Consider the following 23,044-nt stretch of genomic DNA (forward strand, 5'->3'; position numbering starts at 1 on the left):
CCCGAACTCAGCAGTGAAACAGACCAGCGCCGATGGTAGTGTGGCTTCTGCCCATGTGAGAGTAGGTCATCGTCAGGCTCTTAATACTGAAAAACCCCCGCGGCTTCGCCGACGGGGGTTTTTTATTGCCTGAATCAAAAGTGAAGTTCCGGCGGATAATTCGATGTACTGGCATCATTAACCCCTCACTGGTGACTCAGTGATATACTGCCCCGAAACACTCGTTAAGTTGCTCCGACGGAGACCGCTATGTCCGCGACAGACCACCTCGTTATCTTTGATACCACTTTGCGCGACGGCGAACAGAGCCCGGGCGCCACTATGACGAAAGCGGAAAAGCTGCGCATAGCGAAGGTGCTCGAGAAACTCCGTGTTGACGTGATCGAAGCCGGCTTTGCCATCGCCAGCCAGGGTGACTTTGAAGCGGTGAAAGGTATTGCAGAGTCGATAAAGGGCTCTACCATTTGCAGTCTCGCACGGGCATTGGACAAGGATATTGATCGTGCGGCGGAAGCGGTGAGGCCAGCTGAGCGGGGCCGCATACATACGTTCATTGCCACCTCTCCCATTCATATGAAACACAAGCTGCAGATGCAGCCCGATGAGGTCGTTGAACAGGCTGTCAGGTCGGTCAAGCGGGCCCGAAGTCATGTGGATGATGTTGAGTTTTCCTGTGAAGATGCTGGCCGTTCCGAGCTGGACTTTCTGTGCCGCATTATTGAAGCGGCCATTGATGCCGGAGCAACCACCATCAATATCCCTGACACGGTGGGCTATGCCATCCCCGAGCAGTTCGGCGAGACGATCCGTCAGTTGCTTAACCGTGTTCCCAATGCAGATAAAGCCGTTTTTTCCGTCCACTGCCACAACGACCTCGGGCTTGCGGTTGCTAATTCCCTGGCCGCGGTAAGCAGTGGTGCCCGCCAGGTGGAGTGCACCATTAACGGACTGGGCGAGCGGGCTGGCAATGCTTCCCTGGAAGAGTTGGTAATGGCGGTTCGCACCCGCCAGGATCTTTATACCATCGATACGCGCATTGATACGCAGCACATTGTTCCGGCGTCCCGGCTTGTCTCCACGATCACCGGGTTTCCGGTGCAGCCTAACAAGGCGATTGTCGGCGCAAACGCTTTTGCCCATGAGTCAGGTATCCACCAGGATGGCGTTCTCAAACATCGCGAAACCTATGAAATCATGCGTGCTCAGGACGTTGGTTGGCATACCAACAGTCTGGTGCTGGGCAAACACTCTGGCAGGAACGCTTTCCGTTCCCGTCTGCTGGAGCTGGGGATTCAGTTTGAGACAGAAACCGAGCTCAATGAGGCGTTCACCCGCTTCAAGGCCCTGGCAGATCTGAAACATGAGATTTTTGATGAAGATCTCCAGGCCATCGCCAGCCACACCCGCCAGGAAGAAGATGGCCGCTACGGTCTTGTGACAATGCAGGTCTGCTCCGAAACCGGTGTTGTGCCCAGGGCCACCCTGACGCTGTTGATGGATGGCAAAGAGCATAAAGTTGAGGCCGAGGGCAGTGGGCCGGTGGATGCGACGTTCAAGGCGATTGAATCCCTGGTGGATTCTGGTTGTAACCTTCAGCTCTATTCAGTCAACAATATAACAAGCGGAACCGACGCACAGGGTGAAGTGACTGTGCGGCTCGAGAGGGGGGGCCGCATTGTGAATGGCGTCGGAGCCGATACCGATATCATTATTGCTTCTGCAAAGGCTTATATTGAGGCTCTTAACCTGATCAGTAGCGGCGGTGTCAGGCAGCACCCGCAAGGAGCTGACGTCTGAGCACTAAAGTCGGTAACGGATCAGCATTATGATGATGTCCGAGGCAGAGCGTCAGTATTATCTTGGGAAGGCTGGTATCCATCTCTGGTACGCCCGTGCTCCCTTGCCCGGCGCTGCGCCCAGCCCGGAATTCCGGTTTCCGGTGGGCGACAGTGCTCCGGCGCCGGAATCGGATCTGATGGTGCCTCGCTCTTCGCAACCCTCAATGCCGCGTGTTCGCGATGAGGGTGCTGGCAAAGATCGACTGGCCGGCTTGCAGGCATTGATGGCGAACAGCGAGCCCGATCCGCACAAGCAACCAGAACCCGTCAAACCGGAAGAGCCCGTTGTTGCCGCTACCGTCGAGTCGCCGTCTCCTTTAGCTGATGGGCGGTCGGTAGAGGTGGCATCCGTTGCTGATACAGTTGCTGAACCCGAAACGCAGGGCCAGATTGAAGCGCATCTTGCCTATTGGGTATCAGAACACCTGGTACTTGTCAGCAGTGTGGCTGATGAGGCAAGTGAGCGACTGCAGCACACGCTGGCTGAAAATATCCTCTTGTCGCTTGGGGAGTCTACCGTGGAAGACTCGCGTCACATCCGCTGGCCAGTATTTGGCAACCCGCGTGTGCCCGGAAATAGCGTGAATGATTTTCGCCACATCCTTCGTTCTGTCAGCAAGGAGTTCGGTTCCCGTCGGCTGTTGCTGTTGGGGGTTATGGTAGATGACATGCCTTCAGACCGGTCTGAATGGCTGGCCTCCGCTCTTGGAGTTCCAGCAGTTGATTTTCCCCGCAGTCTGGCCGAACTGGCGGCAGTGCCTGCCTACAAGCGTGAGCTATGGCAACAGCTCAAAGCTGCTGTGGGAGTCTGACTTGTGCCCCACGATGCCTACCGCAAGATCGAAGCTGGTACAATAACGATCAGGGTCCTGCGCGAGGACGACCTGCCTGACGTACTTAATATCGAATGTCAGGGCTATTCCTTTCCCTGGAGCGAGTCGGTTTTCCGTGGCTGTTTTCGTCCGGATTACCGGCTTTGGGCTCTGGATATGGGTGACAGGCTGTCGGGTTACGCAGTGGTTGCCTATATGGCGGGTGAGGCGCACCTGCTGAATCTGTGTGTAGCTGCTGGCCAAAGAAGGTCAGGTGCTGGTCGGCACCTGTTGAGGCACCTGGTTGCGGAATCCGCGCGGGACGGCATGTCGCAGGTTCTCCTGGAGGTACGGGACAGTAATGCCAGCGCGTTGGACCTTTATGTCAGCGAAGGCTTCTCTGTAATTGGTCGCAGGCCAGGTTATTACCCAGGGGGGCAAGAGCGCGAAGACGCGTTGGTGATGGCTCTGCCTGTCGATGGTCGTTCTTCTGCACCAGCCCCACCCTAGCTCCTGCCCATACAGATACGCATTCGCGTGGGTGGGCTATTACCCTTATAATAGCGACCGTTTTTACAGTCTCTCCGATTCAGGTTTTACCAATTATGACCAGCCTTGCCAGCGAAGTATCCCATCGCCGCACATTTGCGATCATCTCGCATCCGGATGCCGGTAAAACCACGATTACAGAAAAAGTGCTCCTGTTCGGCCAGGCCATACAGAAGGCTGGCACGGTAAAAGGCAAAAAATCCGGTCAGCATGCCAAATCCGACTGGATGGAGATGGAAAAAGAGCGCGGTATCTCGGTTACTACCTCGGTGATGCAGTTTCCTTATGGCGGTCGCCTGGTAAACCTGCTGGATACCCCGGGCCACGAAGACTTCTCCGAGGATACTTATCGCACGTTGACTGCTGTCGACTCCTGTCTGATGGTGATCGACAGTGCGAAAGGTGTCGAGGAACGGACCATCAAGCTGATGGAGGTAACCCGGCTGCGGGATACCCCGATTCTTACCTTCATGAACAAGCTGGACCGTGAAACCAGGGACCCAGTGGAGTTGATGGACGAGGTTGAAGAGGTTCTGAAAATCGCCTGTGCACCCATTACCTGGCCCATCGGCATGGGTAAGAATTTCAAGGGTGTTTACCACCTGAGCCGGGATGAAGTGATTCTTTACCAGTCCGGACAAGGGCATACGATCCAGGAGAAGCGGGTTATCAACGGCATTGATAACCCGGAGCTGGACACCGTTCTTGGTGCCTATGCGCAGGAGCTGAGGGATGAGATCGAGCTGGTGAAGGGCGCATCCCATGAGTTTGATCTGGAGGCGTTCCTCGCCGGCGAGCTGACACCGGTATTTTTCGGGACAGCCCTGGGCAACTTCGGTGTCGACCACATGCTTGATGGCCTGGTGGAGTGGGCGCCGGAACCGCAGCCACGGGAAACTGATCAGCGTCTGGTTGAGCCCGCTGAGGATGTGTTTTCCGGCTTTGTGTTCAAGATCCAGGCCAATATGGACCCACAGCACCGGGATCGCGTGGCGTTTCTGAGGATTGTTTCAGGGCGATACAACCAGGGTATGAAGGCCCGCCACGTCCGCATTGGCAAGGAGGTCCGTTTTTCCGATGCGCTAACCTTCATGGCAGGGGACCGGGAGCAAGCAGGTGAAGCCTTTGCAGGTGACATTATTGGCCTGCACAACCACGGTACGATTCAACTCGGGGACACGTTTACCTCGGGCGAAGATATGAAATTCACCGGCATCCCCAACTTCGCGCCGGAACTGTTCCGCCGGATTCGCCTGAAAGACCCGTTGAAGTCCAAGCAGCTGCAGAAAGGCCTGATTCAGCTTGCCGAAGAAGGCGCTGTTCAGGTATTTCGGCCGTTGCGCAATAACGATCTTATTGTGGGCGCAGTTGGTGTGCTCCAGTTCGATGTGGTGGTCAGCCGTCTTAAGAGCGAGTACAAGGTAGAGGCGGTATACGAGCCCATCAACGTGGCTACGGCCCGCTGGGTAACGTCGGCTGACGAACGCAAGCTTGACGAGTTTGAACGCAAGGCCAATGACTTCCTGGCGCTGGATGGCAGTGATCGCCTGACTTACATCGCGCCGACGATGGTCAATTTGCAACTGGCCCAGGAGCGGCATCCGGACATAAGCTTCCACAAAACACGGGAGCATTAACTCTCTGGGGTGATGGATGAGGCTCATAGATGCACATTGCCACTTTGATTTCCCGGACTTTGACGGGCGTCGCGAGGCCGTGCTTGAAGAGGCTCACAACAGCGGCTTGTCGGGCCTGATTATTCCCGGCGTACGCCGCCATGACTGGGGCAGGGTCAGCCGTATTGCCGCGGAGTACGAGGGATTGTATTACTGCCTCGGGATCCATCCCTGGTATGTCGGTGAACATAGCGATGATGACCTCAGCGCCCTGCGCGACGCGCTTGTGGATCGTCCAGGTCAATGCGTTGCACTGGGAGAGTGTGGGCTCGACCGCCTGCATGGTGTCCTGAAAGACCAGTACCCCTGGTTTGAGGCGCAGGTTGATATCGCCGCGCAGACACACTTTCCGCTTGTTGTGCACTCGGTGAAGACCCATGATGAGGTCCATGAAGTACTGCGTCGAAAGCGTTTCGCGGGCAGGGTGCTTGTGCATGGGTTTTCCGGCAGCTACCAGCAGGCATCAAAGCTGATTGATCTGGGCTGCTTTATCGGTGTTGGTGGTGTAATTACCCATCCCCGGGCCCGGAAAACCCGGGATACCATTGCCCGGTTGCCCGTCGATGCGCTGGTCCTGGAGACAGATGCGCCGGATATGTCGCCGGAGGGTGTGCCTGCGGGGCGTAATTCTCCGGTTTACTTGTCAATGATCTTCGATGCGCTCGCCGAGTTGCGCGGTGGCGGTCGCGAGGACCTGGCGCACACCCTGCTTGCCAACGTGCAACGCCTCTATGGCTGGCACGAAAGCGAGGCATCGGAGCGTTAGGGGCCGTTTATTTAACAGGATGAGAGCAGGATACGTGAATAACGAAACAGCCCGCTTCGGGGTTGGCTTTTTTTTTTGGTTCGGATATACTTCGCGCCCTGGCTTTTCAAGGCGATGCCATCATCTCAGCCCCGAATGATGTCACTGCCGCATAACATACAGGTAAAGGACCTCCTCCGGATGCCATGCATTTACCGGTGGTGGTTTTTAACGTTTCTTATATAGCGTTCAAGGCGGAATCAATGAAGACTCTGAGTGCGAAACCAGAAACAGTAACACGTGACTGGTACGTTGTAGACGCAGCCGGCAAGACGCTGGGTCGTCTGTCAACTGAAATCGCCCGTCGTCTGCGGGGCAAGCATAAGCCTGAGTACACCCCTCATGTCGACACTGGTGATTACATTGTGGTTATCAATGCAGGCCAGGTACGGGTTACCGGCAAAAAGGCATCTGACAAGATGTACTACAGTCACACCGGCTTTCCGGGTGGAATCAAGTCCATCAACTTCGAGAAGCTGGTCGACAAGGCTCCTGAGCAAATCATTCAGAAGTCTGTCAAAGGCATGCTTCCCAATGGCCCGCTCGGGCGTGCCATGTTCAAGAAGCTGAAAATTTATGCCGGCGCTGAGCATCCTCATGCAGCCCAGCAGCCCAAAGAACTCGACATTTAACGGAAGGCGGATATGTCTGTAGCACAAAATTACGGTACTGGTCGCCGCAAGTCATCCACGGCTCGGGTTTTTATCAAGCCGGGAAGCGGTAACATCTCCATCAACGGTCGCACTATCGAGCAGTTCTTCGGTCGTGACACCTTGCGCATGATCGTTCGTCAGCCGCTGGTTGTCGCCGATTCTACTGATCGTTTTGATATCAATATCACCGTCAAGGGTGGTGGTAACAGCGGCCAGGCTGGCGCTATTCGCCACGGTCTGACCCGTGCCCTGATGGATTACGACGAAACACTGCGCCCTGCGCTGCGCAAAGCGGGTTACGTTACCCGTGATGCCCGTGAGGTTGAGCGGAAGAAAGTCGGTCTGCGCAAGGCGCGTAAGCGTCCTCAGTTCTCCAAGCGTTAAGTTTGCTGGAGCAGACCCGAAGAACCCGGTCCGTTGGCCGGGTTTTTTTATGGGTCGAGAAAAATCAATATCAATTTGATCCGGAACAGGTATTGGTCCGGCCTAAGACCTTTCCGACTTGTAAGGGCAGGGTAATTTCATTACCATTTGAGCGCTTATATTTTTGGGTTGAGAGAAGTCCTTTTCGATGTGCAGTTTCCCTTCAAACAGGACTGCATGTCGCCTGATGGGAGAAAACCATAATGAATAATGGCGACGTGAGCCAAGGCAGGCGCCGGTTTCTGATCGGTGCCACGTCGGTGGTTGGTGGTGTCGGCGTCGTCGGTGCGGCCGTACCTTTCGTGGCATCCTGGAATCCCAGTGCCAAAGCGGAAGCGGCCGGTGCACCGGTCACCGTCAATATCAGTAAACTGGAGCCGGGTCAGCAGATGACCGTTGAGTGGCGCGGCAAGCCGGTGTGGGTCATTCGACGCACCGAAGCCATGAATGAGAACATTCTTGAGCTGAACGACCTGGTCAAAGACCCACTTTCGAAGGAGGCCGATCAGCCTGCTTACATCGAAGGCGAGCTTCGTGCCATCAAGGACGAGTATGCAGTCGTTGTCGGGATCTGCACACACCTGGGTTGCTCTCCGCAGTTCCGGCCTGAAGTGGCCCCCGCAGACCTTGGCGAGGACTGGCTGGGCGGCTTTTATTGCGCGTGTCACGGTTCAAAGTATGACCTTGCCGGCCGTGTCTATCCGAATCAGCCGGCACCAGCGAACCTTCAGGTGCCTCCCTATCGCTATGACGACGACAACACCCTGACCGTCGGTCTGGATCCTGAGGGGGCAGCGTAATGAACAAGTTAGTGAATTGGGTTGACGAGCGTCTTCCGATTGTTGAGGCGTGGAACAAGCACCTGGCCAAGTACTACGCGCCCAAAAACTTCAACATGTGGTACTTCTTTGGCTCGCTGGCCATGCTGGTGCTGGTCAATCAGTTGATTACCGGTATCTGGCTGACCATGAGCTATAACCCCTCCGGCGAGGGAGCCTTTGCCTCAGTGGAATACATCATGCGTGATGTGGAATGGGGCTGGTTGCTCCGTTACCTGCATTCCACCGGCGCCTCCGCCTTCTTTGTGGTGGTATACCTCCACATGTTCCGTGGCCTGATGTATGGCTCCTACCAGAAGCCCCGTGAACTGATCTGGATTTTCGGAATGCTGATCTACCTGGTGCTGATGGCAGAAGCGTTCATGGGCTACCTGCTGCCATGGGGGCAGATGTCCTACTGGGGTGCGCAGGTCATCGTAAACCTCTTTGGTGCCATTCCGGTAATCGGTGACGATCTGTCACTGTGGATTCGCGGTGATTACCTGATTTCCGGTATTACCCTGAACCGCTTCTTTGCCTTGCACGTTGTCGCTTTGCCAATTGTTCTCCTCGGCCTGGTGGTGTTGCACATCCTTGCTTTACACGAAGTAGGTTCCAACAACCCTGACGGTATCGATATCAAGAAGAACAAGGATGAAAACGGTGTGCCCAAAGACGGCATTCCATTCCACCCCTATTACACCGTTCATGATTTAATGGGTGTAGGCGTATTCTTCTTTATCTTCTTTATCGTGGTGTTCTTCTTCCCCGAGATGGGAGGGCTGTTCCTTGAGAAGCCCAACTTTGAGCCTGCAAACCCCCTCAAGACACCCGATCACATAGCGCCAGTGTGGTATTTCACCCCGTTCTACGCGATGCTGCGGGCGGTTACCGTTGACCTCTTCGGCCTGGATGCGAAGTTCTGGGGTGTCGTGGTGATGGGCGGCGCCATCGCCATACTGTTTGTCCTGCCCTGGCTGGACAGGAGCCCGGTGCGTTCCATGCGCTACAAAGGGTGGTTGAGCAAGATTGCCCTGGCGATCTTTGCCGTCAGCTTCGTAGTCCTGGGTTATCTCGGTATCGTGCCGGCAACAGCGGGTCGTACAACCGTTGCTCAGATTCTGACAGCGTTTTACTTCCTCTACTTTATTCTCATGCCGTTCTATACACGCATGGAGAAAACCAAGCCAGTTCCAGAGAGGGTGACAGGATAATGAGAAAGCTGATATTTGGTCTTTTCATAGCGATCCTGCCGGCTCTCGGGCTGGCAGCCGCTCCAGCCGTTGAACTGGATACGATGGAGCCGGACCACACCAATAAAGCGTCGCTTCAACGCGGTGCGGCCCTGTTCACCAATTACTGCATGGGGTGTCACTCCATGGAGTACGCCCGCTACAAGCGGGTCTCGGAGGACCTGGGTATTCCTCAGGAGTTGTATGAGGAAAACCTGATCTTTACAGGCGCGAAAATCGGCGAGCTGATGAAGAATTCCATGAACAAGGATATGGCAGCTGACTGGTTTGGTGCCCCGCCACCGGACCTGACGCTGGAGTCCCGTCTTCGCGGTGAGGACTGGATCTATTCCTATCTGCGAGGCTTCTACAAGGATGATAGCCGTCCGCTGGGCGTGAACAATGTTGTCTTCGACAACGTCGGTATGCCTCATGTCATGGCAGATCTGCAAGGCCTGTGCGCTGTTGCGCCGCAAATTGGCGAAGGCGCCAGCGTTGACCCTCTCAGTGGTGATGTCCGTAACGCGGATACCTGCCCGGAATGGGAAACCGAGGGCTCGATGTCGCCGGCGGAATTCAACAGCGCCATGTACGACCTGACCAACTTCATGTCCTACATGGGCGATCCGGTAAAGGTTGAGCGTGAAAGGCTTGGTATGTTCGTCCTGATCTTTGTGGCGATCTTCTTTATCTTTGCCTACCTGCTTAATCGCGAATACTGGAAGGACGTACACTGAGTTTTCAGGTATAATCCTTATCCCTGAGTTCCAGCGGGCAATTGCCGGCCCGCTGGATTTTTGCGTTTTTCAGGGTCAATTCGGTTAGTCAAATCGTGAGGTAGTTCTATGGGCGTTGTGACCAAGCGGTCATCAATGACGTTTTTCTCGGACCCGGCCAGTCATTACAGCCACAGAGTCCGCATTGTGCTGGCAGAAAAGGGCGTAACGGTTGACGTCGTAAATGTTGATCCGGACAACCCTCCCGGAGAGCTGGCCGATCTGAATCCTTACAATGCACTGCCGACACTGGTGGATCGTGACCTTGTGCTCTATGAGCCCAACATCATGATGGAGTACCTGGACGAGCGATTCCCGCATCCGCCGCTGCTTCCGGTATACCCCGTTGCACGGGCGAACAGCCGGCTGATGATTCATCGCATCCAGAAAGACTGGTGCGGGCTGGTGGATCAGATCCTTGCTCAGCCAAACGCCAAGGCATCTGATGTCGCTCGCAAAGAGCTTCGTGAGAGCCTGTTGGCCACAGCGCCACTGTTTGGTGAGATGCCGTTCTTCCTGTCGGAAGAGTTCACTATTGTGGATTGCTGTATTGCCCCTATTCTGTGGCGTTTGCCGTCATTGGGTATAGAGCTCAATGAAAAGCAGGCAAAACCGCTTCAAAAGTATATGGATAGCATTTTCAGTCGTGAAGGGTTCAAGGCGAGCCTGTCGGACCTGGAAGAAGATATTCGTAGTTGATTTGCAGAGCCTGAAACCGGTTCAGGAGAAAGGCAGTGCCTGATAGCAAGATAATCATGACATCGAGTCGTCCCTATCTCGTCAGGGCGTTCAATGAGTGGATTCTCGATAACGACTGTACCCCCTATATCGTGGTTGATGCAGGCGTTCAGGGAGTCCAGGTGCCTACCGAGCACGTCGCAAATGGGCAGATCGTGCTCAATATCAGTCCCGGAGCTGTCCGCGGGCTGGTAATTGGCAACGGCGCGCTGGAGTTCAGTGCTCGCTTCGGCGGTGTACCTATGCAGGTGTTTATTCCTCTGCAAGCGGTGATGGCGGTCTACGCCAAGGAAAATGGCGAGGGTATGGTGTTTGGCAGTGAGCCTGGCTCGCCGGACCCGGAAGGTCCCGAAGGTAAGGACGGGGACAGTGCTGGTGACGGTGGGCAGAGCGGAGATCGGCCCAGTGGTCGGCCAACCTTGAAGGTGGTGAAATAGCCGCACGTTGTCCTGACAATCGGTACCAACCTGAAAAAGCCAGCTGTTAAAATCAGCTGGCTTTTTTGCTATCCGCCGAAGAGTTTTTCGTCAATCAGCCCGCACAGGGCATTGATAATCACCAACATAATCGGGGTTGCGGCAGTCGGCGAAAGGTTGTCGAGTGCAATCTCGTGATCTTCGGGGTGCAGCAGCGATGTAATGTCGGTTTTCTCCTTGGCACTCAGTACCACCACGTTCATCTCCCTGTCGTGAGCAGCCTGTATGGCCTGTATCAGGTTGGCCTTGTGGCCATCATCAACAAAAACCATTAACAGGTCATTGGCTTTGCCAATGGCCCGCACCTGTCGGGAAAAGGTGTCGTTGAAACGGTTGTCGCGGCAGATAGCAGAATAGGTCGTGGCGTCTGCTCCAAGATTGATGGCCGGTAGTGCCGGGCGGTCCTGCTCGAACCGGTTCAGCAAAGCGGTGCAGAAGTACTGGGCAAGAATGTTGGCGTTACCGTTGGCGCAGGTAATAATCTTGCCGTCATTGAGCAGAGTGCCGACGAGAGCGTCAGAAGCCCTCTCTATGCCGGGCGCTGTGGAACTGGCGGCGTGAGCGGTGTGCTCCATGTGGTTTGCGAACCACTGATTTATCTGTTGTTCGGTATCCGTCATAGTCAGGCCTGAATCGCATTTTTGATCCATTGTATCCGGTATTTCTTGCGTTCGCCCGGCGCGATCGCAATAACGTCGATTCTGCTATAGGCGTTCCCCAGACCATGCCGGTGGAGGTAAAACGAGGCCGCCCTGATCAGCCGCTTCTGCTTCGTGGGGGTGATGGACTCTGCCGCGCCTGCCAGGCTGCCACCTCCCCGGAAGCGAACTTCAAAAAATACCAGGGTTCCATCATCAATGCCGACCAGGTCGATTTCGCCGCCGCGGCTGAACACGTTGCGTTCAAGAATATTGACGCCACGGCTCATGAGGTAGCGAGCGGCGACACCCTCGGCCTGATGCCCCGTCGCTTTTCGGGTTTTCTGAGCGCCATCCATGGCTGCACCCTGTCGTTGTTATTCCTGCACTGAAAGTTCGTCAATTTCCTGAGTTTCGTTGGTCGCGGGCGCCTCCAGGGTCGGCAGTCGCTCTGGCGTTCCGTTACGGAACTGTGCCCACAGTTGTTTCCGGTGAATACTGCCCTCGGGAGTCATGGCCAGCCCGCCGGTCTGCCCGTCAATAGTTGCCCCTTCAACGTGTTGTAGCAGGGGCAGGCGTTTGCTCAGGTTCCAGGCGTCTGCGCCCATGGCAAACAGGCGGCCAAGCTGGCCTCTGATATCCGGCATGGCTTCTTTCACAGCACTGCGGAACGGGTTGTCCTCTTCCAGTATCCAGGGAGTGTCGGTAAACCTAACGCCATTCAGATCACGGTCCCGGGATGGGTCCGGATTGCCCTCATACACCATGGAGGGGGAATATACCGGCAGGTTGCCACCAAAATAGAAGGCGAATAATGGCTTGAACTGACGTGCAACCGTGGGCTCAGCCACCATAACGATGCCGTCTGCATCCTGTCGGCGCCGGGGTTCGAACTCGACGTCGATGCCGGCAGTGCGTTCAACGTCGATGGCGCGATTACGTGAGACAGTGATCCCCAGCAAATCGGCAGTGACTGCCCGCAGGTTGTCTTCGCGATAATAGCGTTCTATGTCCAACGCCACGCCTTCATTCAGCTCCAGGCGTTGAAGCAGGGCGCTTTCCAGTCTGTCGCCCCACTCCCCGGCAGGGATAAGCACAAGAACCTGATTGATACCCTCGGCCGTCATGCGGTCGGCGATCTGCCGCGCTTCGTCTTCTGCGGAGAGACCGAACTGATAAAGGCCGGAAGGTGCTTCGGTGTCTGAGGGCAAATAGTTCAGGCCAAGAACAGGAACCGGCAAAGACTTCATGCCGGCGAGTGTCGCCAGTGCGTCCTTTTCCAGTGGGCCGACGATCAGGTCCTGGTTTTCATTGACCAGCTCGTTGTAGAGCTGGGTAAAGGAATTGTCATAGGTGTCCACGACCCGGACACTGATTTTTTCACGATCTACAGAGTCGTCCTCGTAATATGCGGCAAAAAAACCGTCCCGGATGGCGGCGCCGGCGCTGGCGAGAGGCCCGCTGAGCGGAACTGCCAGGGTGATTCTTTCCGGGCGGGACTCAGCCAGGCTGGCGATGAGTTGCAGCTCTGCCGGCGGGGTAGCGGCTGCGGGATGGTCGGGCCAGTTGTTTTGCCAGCTGCGAATCATCTTTCCCTGTTCGTCCAGGCTTTTCTCCGGCTCTCTGAGAATGCCGGCCAGTTCAAGCCAGCCCTGGGCCTCATAGCCTATAGCGCGCCCTTCCTCATCAGCCAGTTCGGTGTCTGAGGTCCGCTTCAGGTTCTGCCAGATGGCATCGTGGAGCGACTGGATGTCTGCATCAGCGTCCGCCTCTGCAAGCAGGATCAGGGTCACAGCGGCGGCCAGATTGTCGCCGGCCAGCTGATAGGTCTGTTCCTGCAGTTTTGCAGCGCGGTTAATCAGGTTTCGTTCATAGTTGAGAAAGTGGTCCGGTGCGATTTCCGCCGCGATGTCTTCTGCCCACCGGGCATCATCCAGGGCAGTTGCGCTAGCCATGGACAGGAGTATCTGCTGGTTTGCGGTTTCCTGATCAGCTGCGTCAAACTGATCGCTTTGCAGAAGTGTTCTCGCGTCCCGGTGCTGGTTCCGGTTCTGAAACCTGTCCGCTGCCCGCAGCAGATAGGACTGTGCGTCTCTGCGGTCTCCTACGCCAGCTGCGACTTCAAGGGCTTCGTCGGCGCTCGCGGCGACATGGGATTCGAGGTTCACGCTGGCGCAACCCGCAAACAGCAGTCCTATTGCCACCAATAGGGCGGTGATTCTCAGGTTCAGGCGGTATCTGGTCATGGCTGGCTCACAGTACTCCGGGTTATTACGCTTGTGGCGCCGGGTAATCGGCGGCATCATGCCGGAAGCCCTGATCCCGCCGGGCTTCCTGTAAATGGTTTGCTTAATCAGGCCCGCAAGTTTAACAGCTCCCACGTGAATTCACATGACGTTGGCGTCATCCGCCGGAGCAAAGAGAGGTATTCGTGAACTCGGAGAATGACCAGCCAGAACACTCTGGCACACTTTACATCGTCGCCACTCCCATCGGTAATCTGGACGATATGTCTCCCAGGGCCGCATCGATTTTATCACGGGTCTCCGTAATTGCAGCGGAAGATACCCGGCATAGTGGCCGCCTGATGCAGCACCTGGGAATTCGCAAGCCCATGATGGCGCTACATGACCATAACGAGCGGGACAAAGCCGGTCAGGTTCTGGCCAAGCTTGCAGCATCCCAGGACGTTGCGCTGATTTCCGATGCTGGCACACCGCTGATCTCTGATCCGGGATATGTGCTCGTCCGGGAGGCGCGGGCACGTGGCTTTCGGGTCAGCCCGGTGCCCGGTGCCTGCGCCCTTGTTGCAGCGCTAAGCGCAGCTGGCTTGCCGACCGACCGTTTCCTGTTTGAGGGTTTTCTGCCTGCCAAACAGGGGGCGCGAAAAGCTGCGCTGGAGCGTGTTGCCAGGGAATCAGCAACCCTGGTGTTCTATGAATCCCCGCACAGGATTGTTGATACCGTCAGGGATATCGAGCAGGTAATGGGAGCTGAGCGGGAGCTGGTGCTGGCGCGGGAGCTTACGAAAGCATTCGAGACCTTCTATGCAGGTGCGGCCGGATCGGTGGGAGACGCTCTTGAAGCCGACCCCCATGGCAGTCGCGGCGAATTCGTGGTCATGGTTCACGGAGCCAGCGATGCCGAAGTTGCCGTTGGTTCGGTCGAGGTAGATCGTGTACTGGGTTTACTGCTGAAGGAGCTGCCGGTGAAAAAGGCGGCGAAGCTGGCGGCGGAATTGACCGGCAGTTCCAAGAACGAACTCTACCAGCGTGCACTGGAGCTGAAGGCGGAATGACGGAGACGTTATCGTTGTTCGTTTTCCCTTGCCTGCCATGGTGAGCTGGAGTAAGGTCTCTCCCGAGCTCGCCAGACAGTCGCCGCCGGTTTTACCGGGGGAGGAAAGTCCGGGCTCCACAGGGCAAGGTGCCAGGTAACGCCTGGGCGGCGCGAGCCGACGGAAAGTGCAACAGAAAGTATACCGCCTAAGTGGCCGTGACATGTTCGCGGTCACCGGTAAGGGTGAAATGGTGCGGTAAGAGCGCACCGCGTGACTGGCAACAGTTCACGGCGATGGTAAACCCCACCTGGAGCAAGACCAAATAGGAATCCTATAGCGCGGCCCGCGCTGGATTCGGGTAGGTCGCTTGAGGCCTGTGGCGACGCAGGCCCTAGATGAATGACTGTCCCAGACAGAACCCGGCTTACCGGCGAGCTCATTTTTCTTTTCCGCTTTGTGTGACTTTTGTCATTCTCACCCGCAAACCTTTATAGCCAAAAAATCTTAGAGCTCACTTGCCGTCTTCACTTGTATCTGCAGGTGATTGATTTTTGGGTTTTTCTTTTCCGTAATCTCCAGCCTGTTGCCAATCTTGTTCTGTAACCTCTTGTCATAAAAGGAACTTTCCCGGGTGTGGCGCTGTTCGCGGCGCTTGCATTGTGTATTGCGTGTTTCTATAGTGTGCACAAGTGGGAAAAAGTGGTTTCTAGTGGTTATTTGTGGTTTCAAAACCCCGGAATAGGTGCAAATGAGCAATTTTCTTGGCAGTCATGCCATCAATATGGATGCGAAGGGTCGCCTTGCGATCCCCGCCAGAGTGCGTGAAGAGCTCGCGCACGCCTGCGGTGGCCGCATCGTATTGACGGCCAATGCCGATGAAGAGCGCTGCCTGCTGGTGTATCCGGAGCCTCAGTGGGAGGCACTAAGGCCACAGATCGAAGCACTTCCCAACATGAACAAGGCCGCCCGCAGGTTGCAGCGTCTGTTGCTGGGGCATGCCACGCCACTGGAGCTGGATTCCGCCGGCCGCATTCTGGTTCCGCCCACACTGCGCAGTTATGCGCGTCTCGAGAAGAAACTGATGCTGATTGGCCAGGGCAAGAAACTGGAACTCTGGAGTGAAGAGCGCTGGTTCGCATGGCTTGACGAAGCGTCGGATGAGGACGAAATGCCACCACAAATGGAGGCATTGTCGCTATGACCGCCGACCGCAAGCAGGGGTCGGCCGGGCAGTACCGGCATCGCTCTGTGCTCCTTGACTCGGCGGTCGATTTGCTGGTTAACGACCCGGATGGCGTCTATATCGACGGCACCTTCGGTCGCGGTGGCCACAGCCGTCTGATTCTCGGCCAGCTTGGGCCAGGCGGAAAGCTACTGGGCATCGACAAGGATCCGGAGGCCATTGAGGTGGCCCGGGAATTGGCGAAGGAGGACTCGCGTTTTCTGCCGTTTCACGGCTCCTTTGCCGAATTGGGCGCAGCTGCGGATGCTCAGGGATGGATGAAGGTTAATGGCGTGCTGCTGGATCTTGGTGTTTCATCCCCGCAACTGGATGACGCTACCCGGGGATTCAGCTTCATGCGGGATGGTCCGCTGGATATGAGAATGGATCCGGGCCAGGCGCCGAGTGCGGCGCAGTGGTTGGCCGAAGCGGATGAAAAAGACATCGCATACGTGATCTGGCGATACGGTGAGGAAAGGTTCTCCCGCCGTATCGCCCGTCTCGTTGTGGAGCGCCGTAAAGAAGCGCCACTTGAGACCACGCATCAGTTGGCGTCACTGGTCAGCGAGGCGGTTCCGAAAAAGGAAAAGCACAAGCACCCGGCAACCCGGACTTTCCAGGCCATCCGGATTTTTATCAACCGGGAACTGGAAGACCTGGAGGCGGGGCTCAGTGCTGCAGTGGAAAAGCTGATGCCCGGCGGAAGGCTGGTGGTGATCAGCTTCCACTCGTTGGAAGACCGACTGGTCAAGCGCTTCATGCGTGACCTGGCTCGCGGCCCGAGACTGCCAAAAGGCGTGCCGGTAACTGCAGAGCAGGAAGCGTCGGCATTCCGACTGATCGGCAAGGCGAACAAGGCGGATTCAGAAGAAGTCAGTGACAACGTACGGGCGAGAAGCGCAGTTATGCGCGTTCTCGAACGGATACCGGAACAACACAAGTAACAACACAGGTAGGGAGCGCGTAACCATGGGCGCGGTAGCCATTGAAAGGCCGACAAAAACAGCACGACTCAACAAACAGCGGGTCAGGGATGGTGTGGCTACGGCGGTCAGGCTGTCGCAACAGGTCTTCGCAGCTCTTCAACAGAAGCGTGTGCTGATATCCATGGGGCTGGTGATGCTTCTGGTGGTGTCATCGCTGGGTGTCGTGGTCAGTGCTCACGAAAACCGGGAATTGTTCAATACCCTGTCGCAGTTGCAGGAGCAGCGTGACAACTACCAGCGCGAGTGGAGCCAGTTGCTGCTGGAGCAAAGCGCGCTGAGCGCCCACGGACGGGTGGAGCAGTTGGCTTCCGAGCGTTTTGGCATGGTTGTGCCCGGCAAGCAGGACATTGTTCTGGTGCCATTGATGGCGCCCCTTGTCGGGGCGCGTTGAACGAAAATAACAAACCGTAAGGTGAAGACATTGTCCGATCAGGGAAAGACAGCATCATGGGGCCAGCGACTGGCTGCCGGGCTTGGAGCCTGGCGGTATGGCACCGTGTTGGGTGTGTTTCTTCTGGTGGTAGGTGCCCTGGCGTGGCGGCTGGTTGATCTGCACGTAGTGGACAACGATTTCCTGAGAAAGCAGGGCGATGTAAGGACCATACGGGTAGAGAGTATCGATGCCCACCGGGGAGTTGTGACGGATCGCCATGGTGAATCGCTGGCGGTCAGCACGCCGGTTGAAACTATCTGGGCAAACCCGTCAGAGATAGACGCGGACGAGCCCGCGTTAACGAATGTCGCTCGATTGCTCGGCCTTAATGAGGCCAGGCTTCGGGAGCGCCTGCGCAAATATGCGGAGCGGGAGTTTGTCTATCTTCGCCGTAAACTGCAGCCGGAGACGGCAAGGCAGGTACTTGCCATGGGTATTCCGGGGTTGTACAGCCGTCAGGAATATCGTCGTTACTATCCGGCCGGAGAGGTCACCTCTCATGTTGTCGGCTTCACAAATATTGACGAAAGCGGTCAGGAAGGTATAGAGCTGGCCTATAACGAGTGGCTGAGTGGCGAAAGCGGCCGCAAGCGGGTCCTCAAGGACAATCGTGGTCGGGTTATCAAGGACCTGACGCTGATCCGTGATGCTAGGCCTGGGCGCAATCTTGAACTCAGTATCGATTTGCGGTTGCAGTACCTCGCTTACCGAGAGCTGAAGGCCGTAGTAGGTGCCCATAATGCCAGGGGCGGAACGCTGGTGATGCTGGATGTGGATACCGGTGAAGTTCTGGCCATGGTGAATCAGGGGTCTTACAACCCTAATGACCGCACCCAGCTCAGTCCGGACCGGTTGCGGAACAAGGCGATTACCGACCTGTTTGAGCCCGGGTCGACCATGAAACCGGTTTCCATGGCAGCGGCGCTGGAGTCGGGAAAATTCAAGGCATCCAGCACCATTGACACAGCGCCGGGATATCGGCGTTTTGGTCGTTTTACCATCCGCGATCACCGGAATTATGGCGTGATCAGCCTGACCGACGTGATTTCGAAATCGAGCAACGTCGGTATCAGCAAGATCGCTACCGAGTTGGGTGGCGACACCATAAGGGATCTTTATGCCCGTCTCGGGCTGGGGCAACCTACGGGAATCGGGTTTCCCGGGGAAGCGGTTGGCGTGTTGCCGGCGCCACCGAAATGGCGGCCTGTTGAAGAAGCAACCCTGTCTTACGGCTATGGCATGAGCGTTAATGCTCTGCAGTTGGCGCAGGCGTACATGGTGCTGGCCAACGGCGGGATTCGCTATCCGCTAAGCCTTCTGAAAGCTGACGAGCAGCCTGTCGGGGAACGAGTTCTTTCCGAGGAAGTCTCATTCCAGATCAGGGAAATGTTGCGGGAAGTCGTGGAAAACGGCACAGGGAAGCGCGCGCAGCCGGGGTTTTATTCCGCCGGGGGCAAAACCGGAACTGTTCACCTGGTTGGCAAGGGCGGATATGAAGACAGCCAGTACAAGGCGATATTTGCCGGTATGGCTCCGATCGACAATCCGAGAATTGTCACGGTGGTGGCTGTTGATGCTCCCCAGTCCGGAGAATATTACGGTGGCGAAGTGGCTGCACCGGTATTCGCCCGGGTGATGGGTGATGCGTTGCGGCTGCTGAACGTAAAGCCGGAACTGGAGCTGGGCGAGGCGGAAGAGCCGCGCCCGGCTTCCGGGGAGCGGGGTTAGGGTTATGTGTATTACATCACTCAGCACATTGTTGCAGGGAATCGCGCCGGTGCCATCGGTGTTTGATGTCACTATCCACGGCCTGAAGACCGACAGCCGGGAGGTCAGGGCCGGCGATGCGTTTATTGCCCTGGCTGGCACCCGAACGCCCGCGGACCATTATATTGAACACGCAATCGTCGCCGGTGCCACCGTTGTCCTGCTCGAAGTGATGCAAGCAGACGAATGCCACGAGCATGAAGGTGCGCTAATTGTGCCGGTAACGGATTTACGGGCCCGGCTCGGGAAGATTGCAGACCGGTTCTTTGAACACCCGTCCCAGCGGTTGCGTCTGATAGGCGTGACCGGCACGAATGGCAAAACCTCGGTGAGTCACTATATCGCGACGCTGCTGCAGGAAACCGGCACCCCTTGCGGTGTAATTGGCACCGTTGGTTACGGCATGCCCGGTGCATTGCAGCAGGGCTCACACACGACTCCGGATGTTGTTCAGGTAAATCGCGTCCTGTCGAAGATTCTTGCACAGGGTGGGCGCGCTGCGGCAATGGAAGTGTCTTCCCATGCTCTTGATCAGGGACGCATCGATAATCTGACCATGACCGGGGCGGTTTTTACCAATCTCACCAGGGATCACCTCGACTATCACGGGTCAATGGAGGCCTATGGTGCTGCCAAGGCCCGTCTATTTGAGCGTGAAGAGCTCCACTTTGCGGTGGTGAATTTTGACGATCCGTTCGGAAGACAGCTTTATGAGCAGCTTGAGGGAAAATGCGATCGTGTCCGTTACAGTCTGCACGAATCCCAGACCGAACTCTGGTTGACCGAATTCTCGCCATCCATCGACGGATTCACGGCCAGTGTTGATGGGCTTTGGGGCCGGTTCAAGATTTCCGCCCCGGTGCTGGGTAGCTTTAACGTCAGTAATATCCTGGCGGCGATGGCGGCGGTTCTTAGCCTCGGGGTGCCTGTTGAGCGGGTTCAGCGCGCTGTTGAACGGCTATCGCCGCCCCCCGGACGGCTGGAGTCATTCGCCGGCGCTAATGGTGTCCGTGTGGTTGTGGACTATGCCCATACGCCGGATGCCCTGAACAGCGCGCTTGCGGCGTTGCGTCCTCATGTCGGTGGTCGGTTGTTCTGCGTTTTCGGCTGCGGCGGCGATCGCGACACTGGCAAGCGTCCGGAGATGGCGAGGGAAGCGGAAAAGGCAGCGGACGTAGTGATCGTGACCGATGACAATCCCCGTAGCGAGGACCCGGAAACCATTACGTCCGACATCGTGGCCGGGTTCAGCCATCCGGAGCAGGTAACCGTTATTCATGACCGCGCTGAGGCCATCCGGCAGGCCGTTCACTCGGCCCTGCCTGGTGATATTGTCCTGATTGCCGGCAAGGGCCATGAAGCCTGGCAGGAATTGGCGGACCAGCGTATTCCGTTCAGCGATGCCGAACAGGTGAGGCACGCACTGTCACTGAACGGAGGTGTCGCATGATGCAGTCGTTTTCTCTGACCGAAGCCCTGAGCTGGCTTGGCGCCACAGCGGCAGGGGCGAGCCTGGAAGGGCTGGTGTTCCGCGGGGTCTCCACCGACACGCGCAACATTGGCGCGGGTGACTTGTTTGTGGCATTGCGAGGCGAGAACTTTGACGGACATGACTATCTGGCGGCTGCCCAGAAGGCAGGTGCCGTGGCGGCGGTGGTGGACAAGGCCGATCCGGATCTGGCGCTTCCTCAGATACTGGTGCCAGACACTATAGATGCACTGGCAAAACTGGCAGCGGGTAACCGTAACGTCAGCTCGGCACGGTTTGTGGCCATCACCGGTAGCAGTGGCAAAACCACGGTACGGGAAATGGTCGCTGCCATCCTCTCCCGTGTGGGCAACACCCTGGCAACCGAAGGCAATCTTAACAATCACATCGGTGTTCCCCTGACCCTGTTCCGGCTGGCTCCTGAACATGAGTACGGCGCAATCGAGCTGGGCGCCAGCGGTCTGAATGAAATTGCCCATACCGTGAACATTGTTCGTCCGGATGTATCGATCCTGACCAATGCCGGGCAGGCCCATCTCGAGGGTTTCGGTGGCTACGACAATATCGTGCTTGCCAAGGGTGAAATCATTGATGGTGTCGCACCGTCCGGCCTGGTCGTGCTCAACCGGGATGATCCGGCTTTTGAAAAATGGCAACGGCGAGCCGGCGAACGCCGGGTTGTTGGTGTAAGCAAGCAGGCCGGCGCCGGTGGAGACTACTTTTCCGACGGTGTCCGTGATGATGGAAGTTCGCTTGCTTTTAGGGCTTGTGGTCCCGGGGGCTGGGCCTGTGATGTAAGCCTGTCGTTACACGGCGAGCACAACATTACCAATGCACTGCTGGCAATCGCGGCCGCACGTGAACTGGGTGCCAGTGATGACGCGGTGCAGCAGGGGCTGGCGTCAGTCCAGGCGGTAAAGGGGCGCCTGCAGATTCTTGAGCTGTCGTCAGGATTAACGGTCATTGATGACAGCTATAACGCCAACCCTGCGTCGATAAAAGCGGCGCTTGGCGTGTTGGCAGCGCTTCCTGCCAGCCGCGTTGCGGTTCTGGGCGCCATGGCGGAGCTGGGCCCCGACAGCCTCGCGCTGCACCGGGAAGTCGGTGAGTTTGCCAGGACCATGGGTATCGAGCGCCTGCTGGTCGTGGGTGATGGCTGTGAAGGATACGTTGAAGGGTTCGGGGATGCCGCTGAGGTGTGTGCGACCCATGATGACGCTGTGCGTCGTCTGTTTGAGGGGCCTGCCGATTCACTGACGGTACTGGTCAAGGGTTCTCGCAGTTCTGCCATGGATCGCGTGGTGGAGGGAATAAAAGAAAAGGTGGGTAACGCATGCTGCTCTGGCTGACAGAGGCTCTTTCACAATATTTTTCCGCGCTGACGGTTTTCCAGTACCTCACGGTCCGGGGCATCTTCGGTGTGCTGACAGCGCTGCTGATTTCACTGCTGATCGGGCCGTTCATGATTCGCAAGCTGAGCCAGTACCAGATTGGCCAGGCCATTCGTGACGATGGGCCGCAGACGCACCTGAGTAAAGCAGGTACGCCGACGATGGGGGGAGCGTTGATCCTGGTGGCTGTGGGTGTCAGTTCACTGCTATGGGCCGACCTGAGTAATCGGTATGTCTGGGTCGCGATTCTGGTAACCCTGTTCTTCGGGGCAATTGGCTGGGTCGATGATTATCGCAAAGTGGTAGAGCGCAACCCTCGCGGCCTACCGGCCCGCTGGAAGTATTTCTGGCAATCTGTGATTGGTGCCGCGGCGGCGATAGCACTGTTTATGAGCTCGTCGTTGCCTCAGGAAACGTCGCTCTATGTGCCGTTCCTCAAAAACGTGTCGCTGACCCTGGGGCCGGTGCTGTTCATCCTGTTGAGTTATTTCGTGATTGTTGGCAGCAGTAACGCGGTGAACCTCACCGACGGCCTCGACGGTCTGGCCATTATGCCAACGGTTATGGTTGCAGCGGCCCTGGGCATCTTCGCTTATGTTTCTGGCCATGCGCAGTTCGCCGACTACCTGCTGATTCCTCACTTGCCGGGCACCGGCGAACTGATTGTTTTCTGTGGTGCATTGGTGGGCGCGGGGCTGGGTTTCCTGTGGTTCAACACCTATCCGGCGCAGGTATTCATGGGCGACGTGGGTGCCCTGGCTCTGGGCGCGGCCCTGGGTGTTGTGGCGGTCATTGTCAGGCAGGAGATTGTGCTTTTCATCATGGGCGGTGTGTTCGTGATGGAAACTGTCTCCGTGATTCTGCAGGTGGCGTCTTTCCGGCTGACCGGCCGGCGGATATTCCGCATGGCGCCATTGCACCACCACTTTGAACTGAAAGGCTGGCCCGAGCCGCGCGTTATCGTGCGCTTTTGGGTCGTTACCGTTGTTCTTGTACTGGTTGGCCTCGCCAGCCTGAAACTGAGATAGGGAAGCAAAGCACC

General features: G+C 56.8%; 23 protein-coding genes, 1 rRNA gene and 1 other RNA gene. 22 read left to right on the top strand and 3 right to left on the bottom strand.

Annotated features, from left to right (window positions below; translation table 11 throughout):
- The 13 genes from rrf to FDP08_RS16350 form a co-directional block, all read left to right on the top strand.
- Positions 1-78 (top strand): 5S ribosomal RNA (gene rrf / locus FDP08_RS20720); the annotation flags it as partial.
- Between the two features lie 171 nt (positions 79-249).
- Positions 250-1,797, top strand: a complete 1,548-nt coding sequence (locus tag FDP08_RS16295) for a 2-isopropylmalate synthase (RefSeq protein ID WP_137437363.1) — start codon at positions 250-252, stop codon at positions 1,795-1,797.
- A gap of 28 nt (positions 1,798-1,825) precedes the next feature.
- Positions 1,826-2,650: a hypothetical protein gene (locus tag FDP08_RS16300; RefSeq protein ID WP_137437364.1), complete on the top strand. Its 825-nt coding sequence runs from the start codon at positions 1,826-1,828 to the stop codon at positions 2,648-2,650.
- Positions 2,651-2,653: 3 nt separating this feature from the next.
- Positions 2,654-3,160 carry a ribosomal protein S18-alanine N-acetyltransferase gene (gene rimI, locus FDP08_RS16305; protein ID WP_137437365.1) on the top strand — a complete coding sequence of 169 codons (507 nt, stop codon included), beginning with the start codon at positions 2,654-2,656 and terminating at the stop codon, positions 3,158-3,160.
- A 95-nt stretch (positions 3,161-3,255) separates the two neighbouring features.
- Complete coding sequence (prfC, locus tag FDP08_RS16310; RefSeq protein ID WP_137437366.1) at positions 3,256-4,836, top strand: peptide chain release factor 3; 1,581 nt, start codon at positions 3,256-3,258, stop codon at positions 4,834-4,836.
- A gap of 16 nt (positions 4,837-4,852) precedes the next feature.
- Positions 4,853-5,641 carry a TatD family hydrolase gene (locus FDP08_RS16315; RefSeq protein ID WP_137437367.1) on the top strand — a complete coding sequence of 263 codons (789 nt, stop codon included), beginning with the start codon at positions 4,853-4,855 and terminating at the stop codon, positions 5,639-5,641.
- Positions 5,642-5,883: 242 nt separating this feature from the next.
- Positions 5,884-6,312, top strand: coding sequence for a 50S ribosomal protein L13 (gene rplM, locus FDP08_RS16320; RefSeq protein WP_114613349.1), 429 nt, complete (start codon positions 5,884-5,886; stop codon positions 6,310-6,312).
- 12 nt (positions 6,313-6,324) lie between these two features.
- Positions 6,325-6,717 carry a 30S ribosomal protein S9 gene (rpsI, locus tag FDP08_RS16325; RefSeq protein WP_137437368.1) on the top strand — a complete coding sequence of 131 codons (393 nt, stop codon included), beginning with the start codon at positions 6,325-6,327 and terminating at the stop codon, positions 6,715-6,717.
- Positions 6,718-6,959: 242 nt separating this feature from the next.
- Positions 6,960-7,556 carry a ubiquinol-cytochrome c reductase iron-sulfur subunit gene (gene petA / locus FDP08_RS16330; protein ID WP_137437369.1) on the top strand — a complete coding sequence of 199 codons (597 nt, stop codon included), beginning with the start codon at positions 6,960-6,962 and terminating at the stop codon, positions 7,554-7,556.
- The gene (locus FDP08_RS16335; protein WP_137437370.1) at positions 7,556-8,788 is read left to right on the top strand and encodes a cytochrome b; all 1,233 of its coding nucleotides are present in this window, start codon (positions 7,556-7,558) and stop codon (positions 8,786-8,788) included. Before petA ends, FDP08_RS16335 begins: the two co-directional genes overlap by 1 nt.
- Positions 8,788-9,543 carry a cytochrome c1 gene (locus FDP08_RS16340; RefSeq protein ID WP_137437371.1) on the top strand — a complete coding sequence of 252 codons (756 nt, stop codon included), beginning with the start codon at positions 8,788-8,790 and terminating at the stop codon, positions 9,541-9,543. Before FDP08_RS16335 ends, FDP08_RS16340 begins: the two co-directional genes overlap by 1 nt.
- Positions 9,544-9,651: 108 nt before the next feature.
- Positions 9,652-10,281 carry a glutathione S-transferase N-terminal domain-containing protein gene (locus FDP08_RS16345; RefSeq protein WP_137437372.1) on the top strand — a complete coding sequence of 210 codons (630 nt, stop codon included), beginning with the start codon at positions 9,652-9,654 and terminating at the stop codon, positions 10,279-10,281.
- A gap of 56 nt (positions 10,282-10,337) precedes the next feature.
- Positions 10,338-10,757, top strand: a complete 420-nt coding sequence (locus FDP08_RS16350) for a ClpXP protease specificity-enhancing factor (RefSeq protein WP_137437892.1) — start codon at positions 10,338-10,340, stop codon at positions 10,755-10,757.
- A 68-nt stretch (positions 10,758-10,825) separates the two neighbouring features.
- Here the strand turns inward: FDP08_RS16350 and FDP08_RS16355 are convergent, their stop codons facing one another.
- Genes FDP08_RS16355 through FDP08_RS16365 form a run of 3 tightly spaced genes read right to left on the bottom strand, consistent with a single transcriptional unit; the run spans position 10,826 to position 13,680 of the window.
- Entirely contained in the window at positions 10,826-11,416 is a 591-nt protein-coding gene (locus FDP08_RS16355) for an SIS domain-containing protein (protein WP_137437373.1), read from the bottom strand.
- Between the two features lie 2 nt (positions 11,417-11,418).
- Positions 11,419-11,793: a YraN family protein gene (locus FDP08_RS16360; protein ID WP_137437374.1), complete on the bottom strand. Its 375-nt coding sequence runs from the start codon at positions 11,791-11,793 to the stop codon at positions 11,419-11,421.
- A gap of 18 nt (positions 11,794-11,811) precedes the next feature.
- Entirely contained in the window at positions 11,812-13,680 is a 1,869-nt protein-coding gene (locus tag FDP08_RS16365) for a penicillin-binding protein activator (RefSeq protein WP_137437375.1), read from the bottom strand.
- A gap of 185 nt (positions 13,681-13,865) precedes the next feature.
- Here FDP08_RS16365 and rsmI point away from each other — a divergent pair, with 185 nt between their 5' ends.
- From rsmI to mraY, 9 genes are all read left to right on the top strand, one after another.
- Complete coding sequence (gene rsmI, locus FDP08_RS16370) at positions 13,866-14,732, top strand: 16S rRNA (cytidine(1402)-2'-O)-methyltransferase (protein ID WP_137437376.1); 867 nt, start codon at positions 13,866-13,868, stop codon at positions 14,730-14,732.
- 63 nt (positions 14,733-14,795) lie between these two features.
- Positions 14,796-15,157: RNase P RNA component class A (gene rnpB, locus FDP08_RS16375), an RNA gene on the top strand.
- Positions 15,158-15,462: 305 nt separating this feature from the next.
- Complete coding sequence (mraZ, locus tag FDP08_RS16380; protein WP_137437377.1) at positions 15,463-15,915, top strand: division/cell wall cluster transcriptional repressor MraZ; 453 nt, start codon at positions 15,463-15,465, stop codon at positions 15,913-15,915.
- Positions 15,912-16,880, top strand: coding sequence for a 16S rRNA (cytosine(1402)-N(4))-methyltransferase RsmH (gene rsmH, locus FDP08_RS16385; RefSeq protein ID WP_137437378.1), 969 nt, complete (start codon positions 15,912-15,914; stop codon positions 16,878-16,880). The genes mraZ and rsmH overlap by 4 nt, the downstream gene beginning before the upstream one ends.
- A gap of 25 nt (positions 16,881-16,905) precedes the next feature.
- A complete protein-coding gene (ftsL, locus tag FDP08_RS16390; protein WP_137437379.1) occupies positions 16,906-17,313 on the top strand; it encodes a cell division protein FtsL in 408 nt (135 codons plus the stop codon).
- 30 nt (positions 17,314-17,343) lie between these two features.
- A complete protein-coding gene (locus tag FDP08_RS16395) occupies positions 17,344-19,083 on the top strand; it encodes a peptidoglycan D,D-transpeptidase FtsI family protein (protein WP_137437380.1) in 1,740 nt (579 codons plus the stop codon).
- Between the two features lie 4 nt (positions 19,084-19,087).
- Positions 19,088-20,572 carry a UDP-N-acetylmuramoyl-L-alanyl-D-glutamate--2,6-diaminopimelate ligase gene (locus tag FDP08_RS16400; protein WP_137437381.1) on the top strand — a complete coding sequence of 495 codons (1,485 nt, stop codon included), beginning with the start codon at positions 19,088-19,090 and terminating at the stop codon, positions 20,570-20,572.
- Entirely contained in the window at positions 20,569-21,960 is a 1,392-nt protein-coding gene (locus tag FDP08_RS16405) for a UDP-N-acetylmuramoyl-tripeptide--D-alanyl-D-alanine ligase (protein ID WP_137437382.1), read from the top strand. Before FDP08_RS16400 ends, FDP08_RS16405 begins: the two co-directional genes overlap by 4 nt.
- Positions 21,945-23,030, top strand: coding sequence for a phospho-N-acetylmuramoyl-pentapeptide-transferase (mraY, locus tag FDP08_RS16410; protein ID WP_137437383.1), 1,086 nt, complete (start codon positions 21,945-21,947; stop codon positions 23,028-23,030). Before FDP08_RS16405 ends, mraY begins: the two co-directional genes overlap by 16 nt.
- Positions 23,031-23,044: the final 14 nt, after the last annotated feature.

Source organism: Marinobacter panjinensis (genome assembly GCF_005298175.1).
Classification (GTDB): domain Bacteria; phylum Pseudomonadota; class Gammaproteobacteria; order Pseudomonadales; family Oleiphilaceae; genus Marinobacter; species Marinobacter panjinensis.

Coding starts and splice junctions, on each gene's coding strand:
- FDP08_RS16295 (WP_137437363.1), top strand. CDS start 250: ATGTCCGCGACAGACCACCTCGTTATCTTTGATACCACTTTGCGCGAC.
- FDP08_RS16300 (WP_137437364.1), top strand. CDS start 1,826: ATGATGATGTCCGAGGCAGAGCGTCAGTATTATCTTGGGAAGGCTGGT.
- prfC (WP_137437366.1), top strand. CDS start 3,256: ATGACCAGCCTTGCCAGCGAAGTATCCCATCGCCGCACATTTGCGATC.
- FDP08_RS16315 (WP_137437367.1), top strand. CDS start 4,853: ATGAGGCTCATAGATGCACATTGCCACTTTGATTTCCCGGACTTTGAC.
- rplM (WP_114613349.1), top strand. CDS start 5,884: ATGAAGACTCTGAGTGCGAAACCAGAAACAGTAACACGTGACTGGTAC.
- rpsI (WP_137437368.1), top strand. CDS start 6,325: ATGTCTGTAGCACAAAATTACGGTACTGGTCGCCGCAAGTCATCCACG.
- petA (WP_137437369.1), top strand. CDS start 6,960: ATGAATAATGGCGACGTGAGCCAAGGCAGGCGCCGGTTTCTGATCGGT.
- FDP08_RS16335 (WP_137437370.1), top strand. CDS start 7,556: ATGAACAAGTTAGTGAATTGGGTTGACGAGCGTCTTCCGATTGTTGAG.
- FDP08_RS16340 (WP_137437371.1), top strand. CDS start 8,788: ATGAGAAAGCTGATATTTGGTCTTTTCATAGCGATCCTGCCGGCTCTC.
- FDP08_RS16345 (WP_137437372.1), top strand. CDS start 9,652: ATGGGCGTTGTGACCAAGCGGTCATCAATGACGTTTTTCTCGGACCCG.
- FDP08_RS16350 (WP_137437892.1), top strand. CDS start 10,338: ATGACATCGAGTCGTCCCTATCTCGTCAGGGCGTTCAATGAGTGGATT.
- FDP08_RS16355 (WP_137437373.1), bottom strand. CDS start 11,416: ATGACGGATACCGAACAACAGATAAATCAGTGGTTCGCAAACCACATG.
- FDP08_RS16360 (WP_137437374.1), bottom strand. CDS start 11,793: ATGGATGGCGCTCAGAAAACCCGAAAAGCGACGGGGCATCAGGCCGAG.
- FDP08_RS16365 (WP_137437375.1), bottom strand. CDS start 13,680: ATGACCAGATACCGCCTGAACCTGAGAATCACCGCCCTATTGGTGGCA.
- mraZ (WP_137437377.1), top strand. CDS start 15,463: ATGAGCAATTTTCTTGGCAGTCATGCCATCAATATGGATGCGAAGGGT.
- rsmH (WP_137437378.1), top strand. CDS start 15,912: ATGACCGCCGACCGCAAGCAGGGGTCGGCCGGGCAGTACCGGCATCGC.
- ftsL (WP_137437379.1), top strand. CDS start 16,906: ATGGGCGCGGTAGCCATTGAAAGGCCGACAAAAACAGCACGACTCAAC.
- FDP08_RS16400 (WP_137437381.1), top strand. CDS start 19,088: ATGTGTATTACATCACTCAGCACATTGTTGCAGGGAATCGCGCCGGTG.
- FDP08_RS16405 (WP_137437382.1), top strand. CDS start 20,569: ATGATGCAGTCGTTTTCTCTGACCGAAGCCCTGAGCTGGCTTGGCGCC.
- mraY (WP_137437383.1), top strand. CDS start 21,945: ATGCTGCTCTGGCTGACAGAGGCTCTTTCACAATATTTTTCCGCGCTG.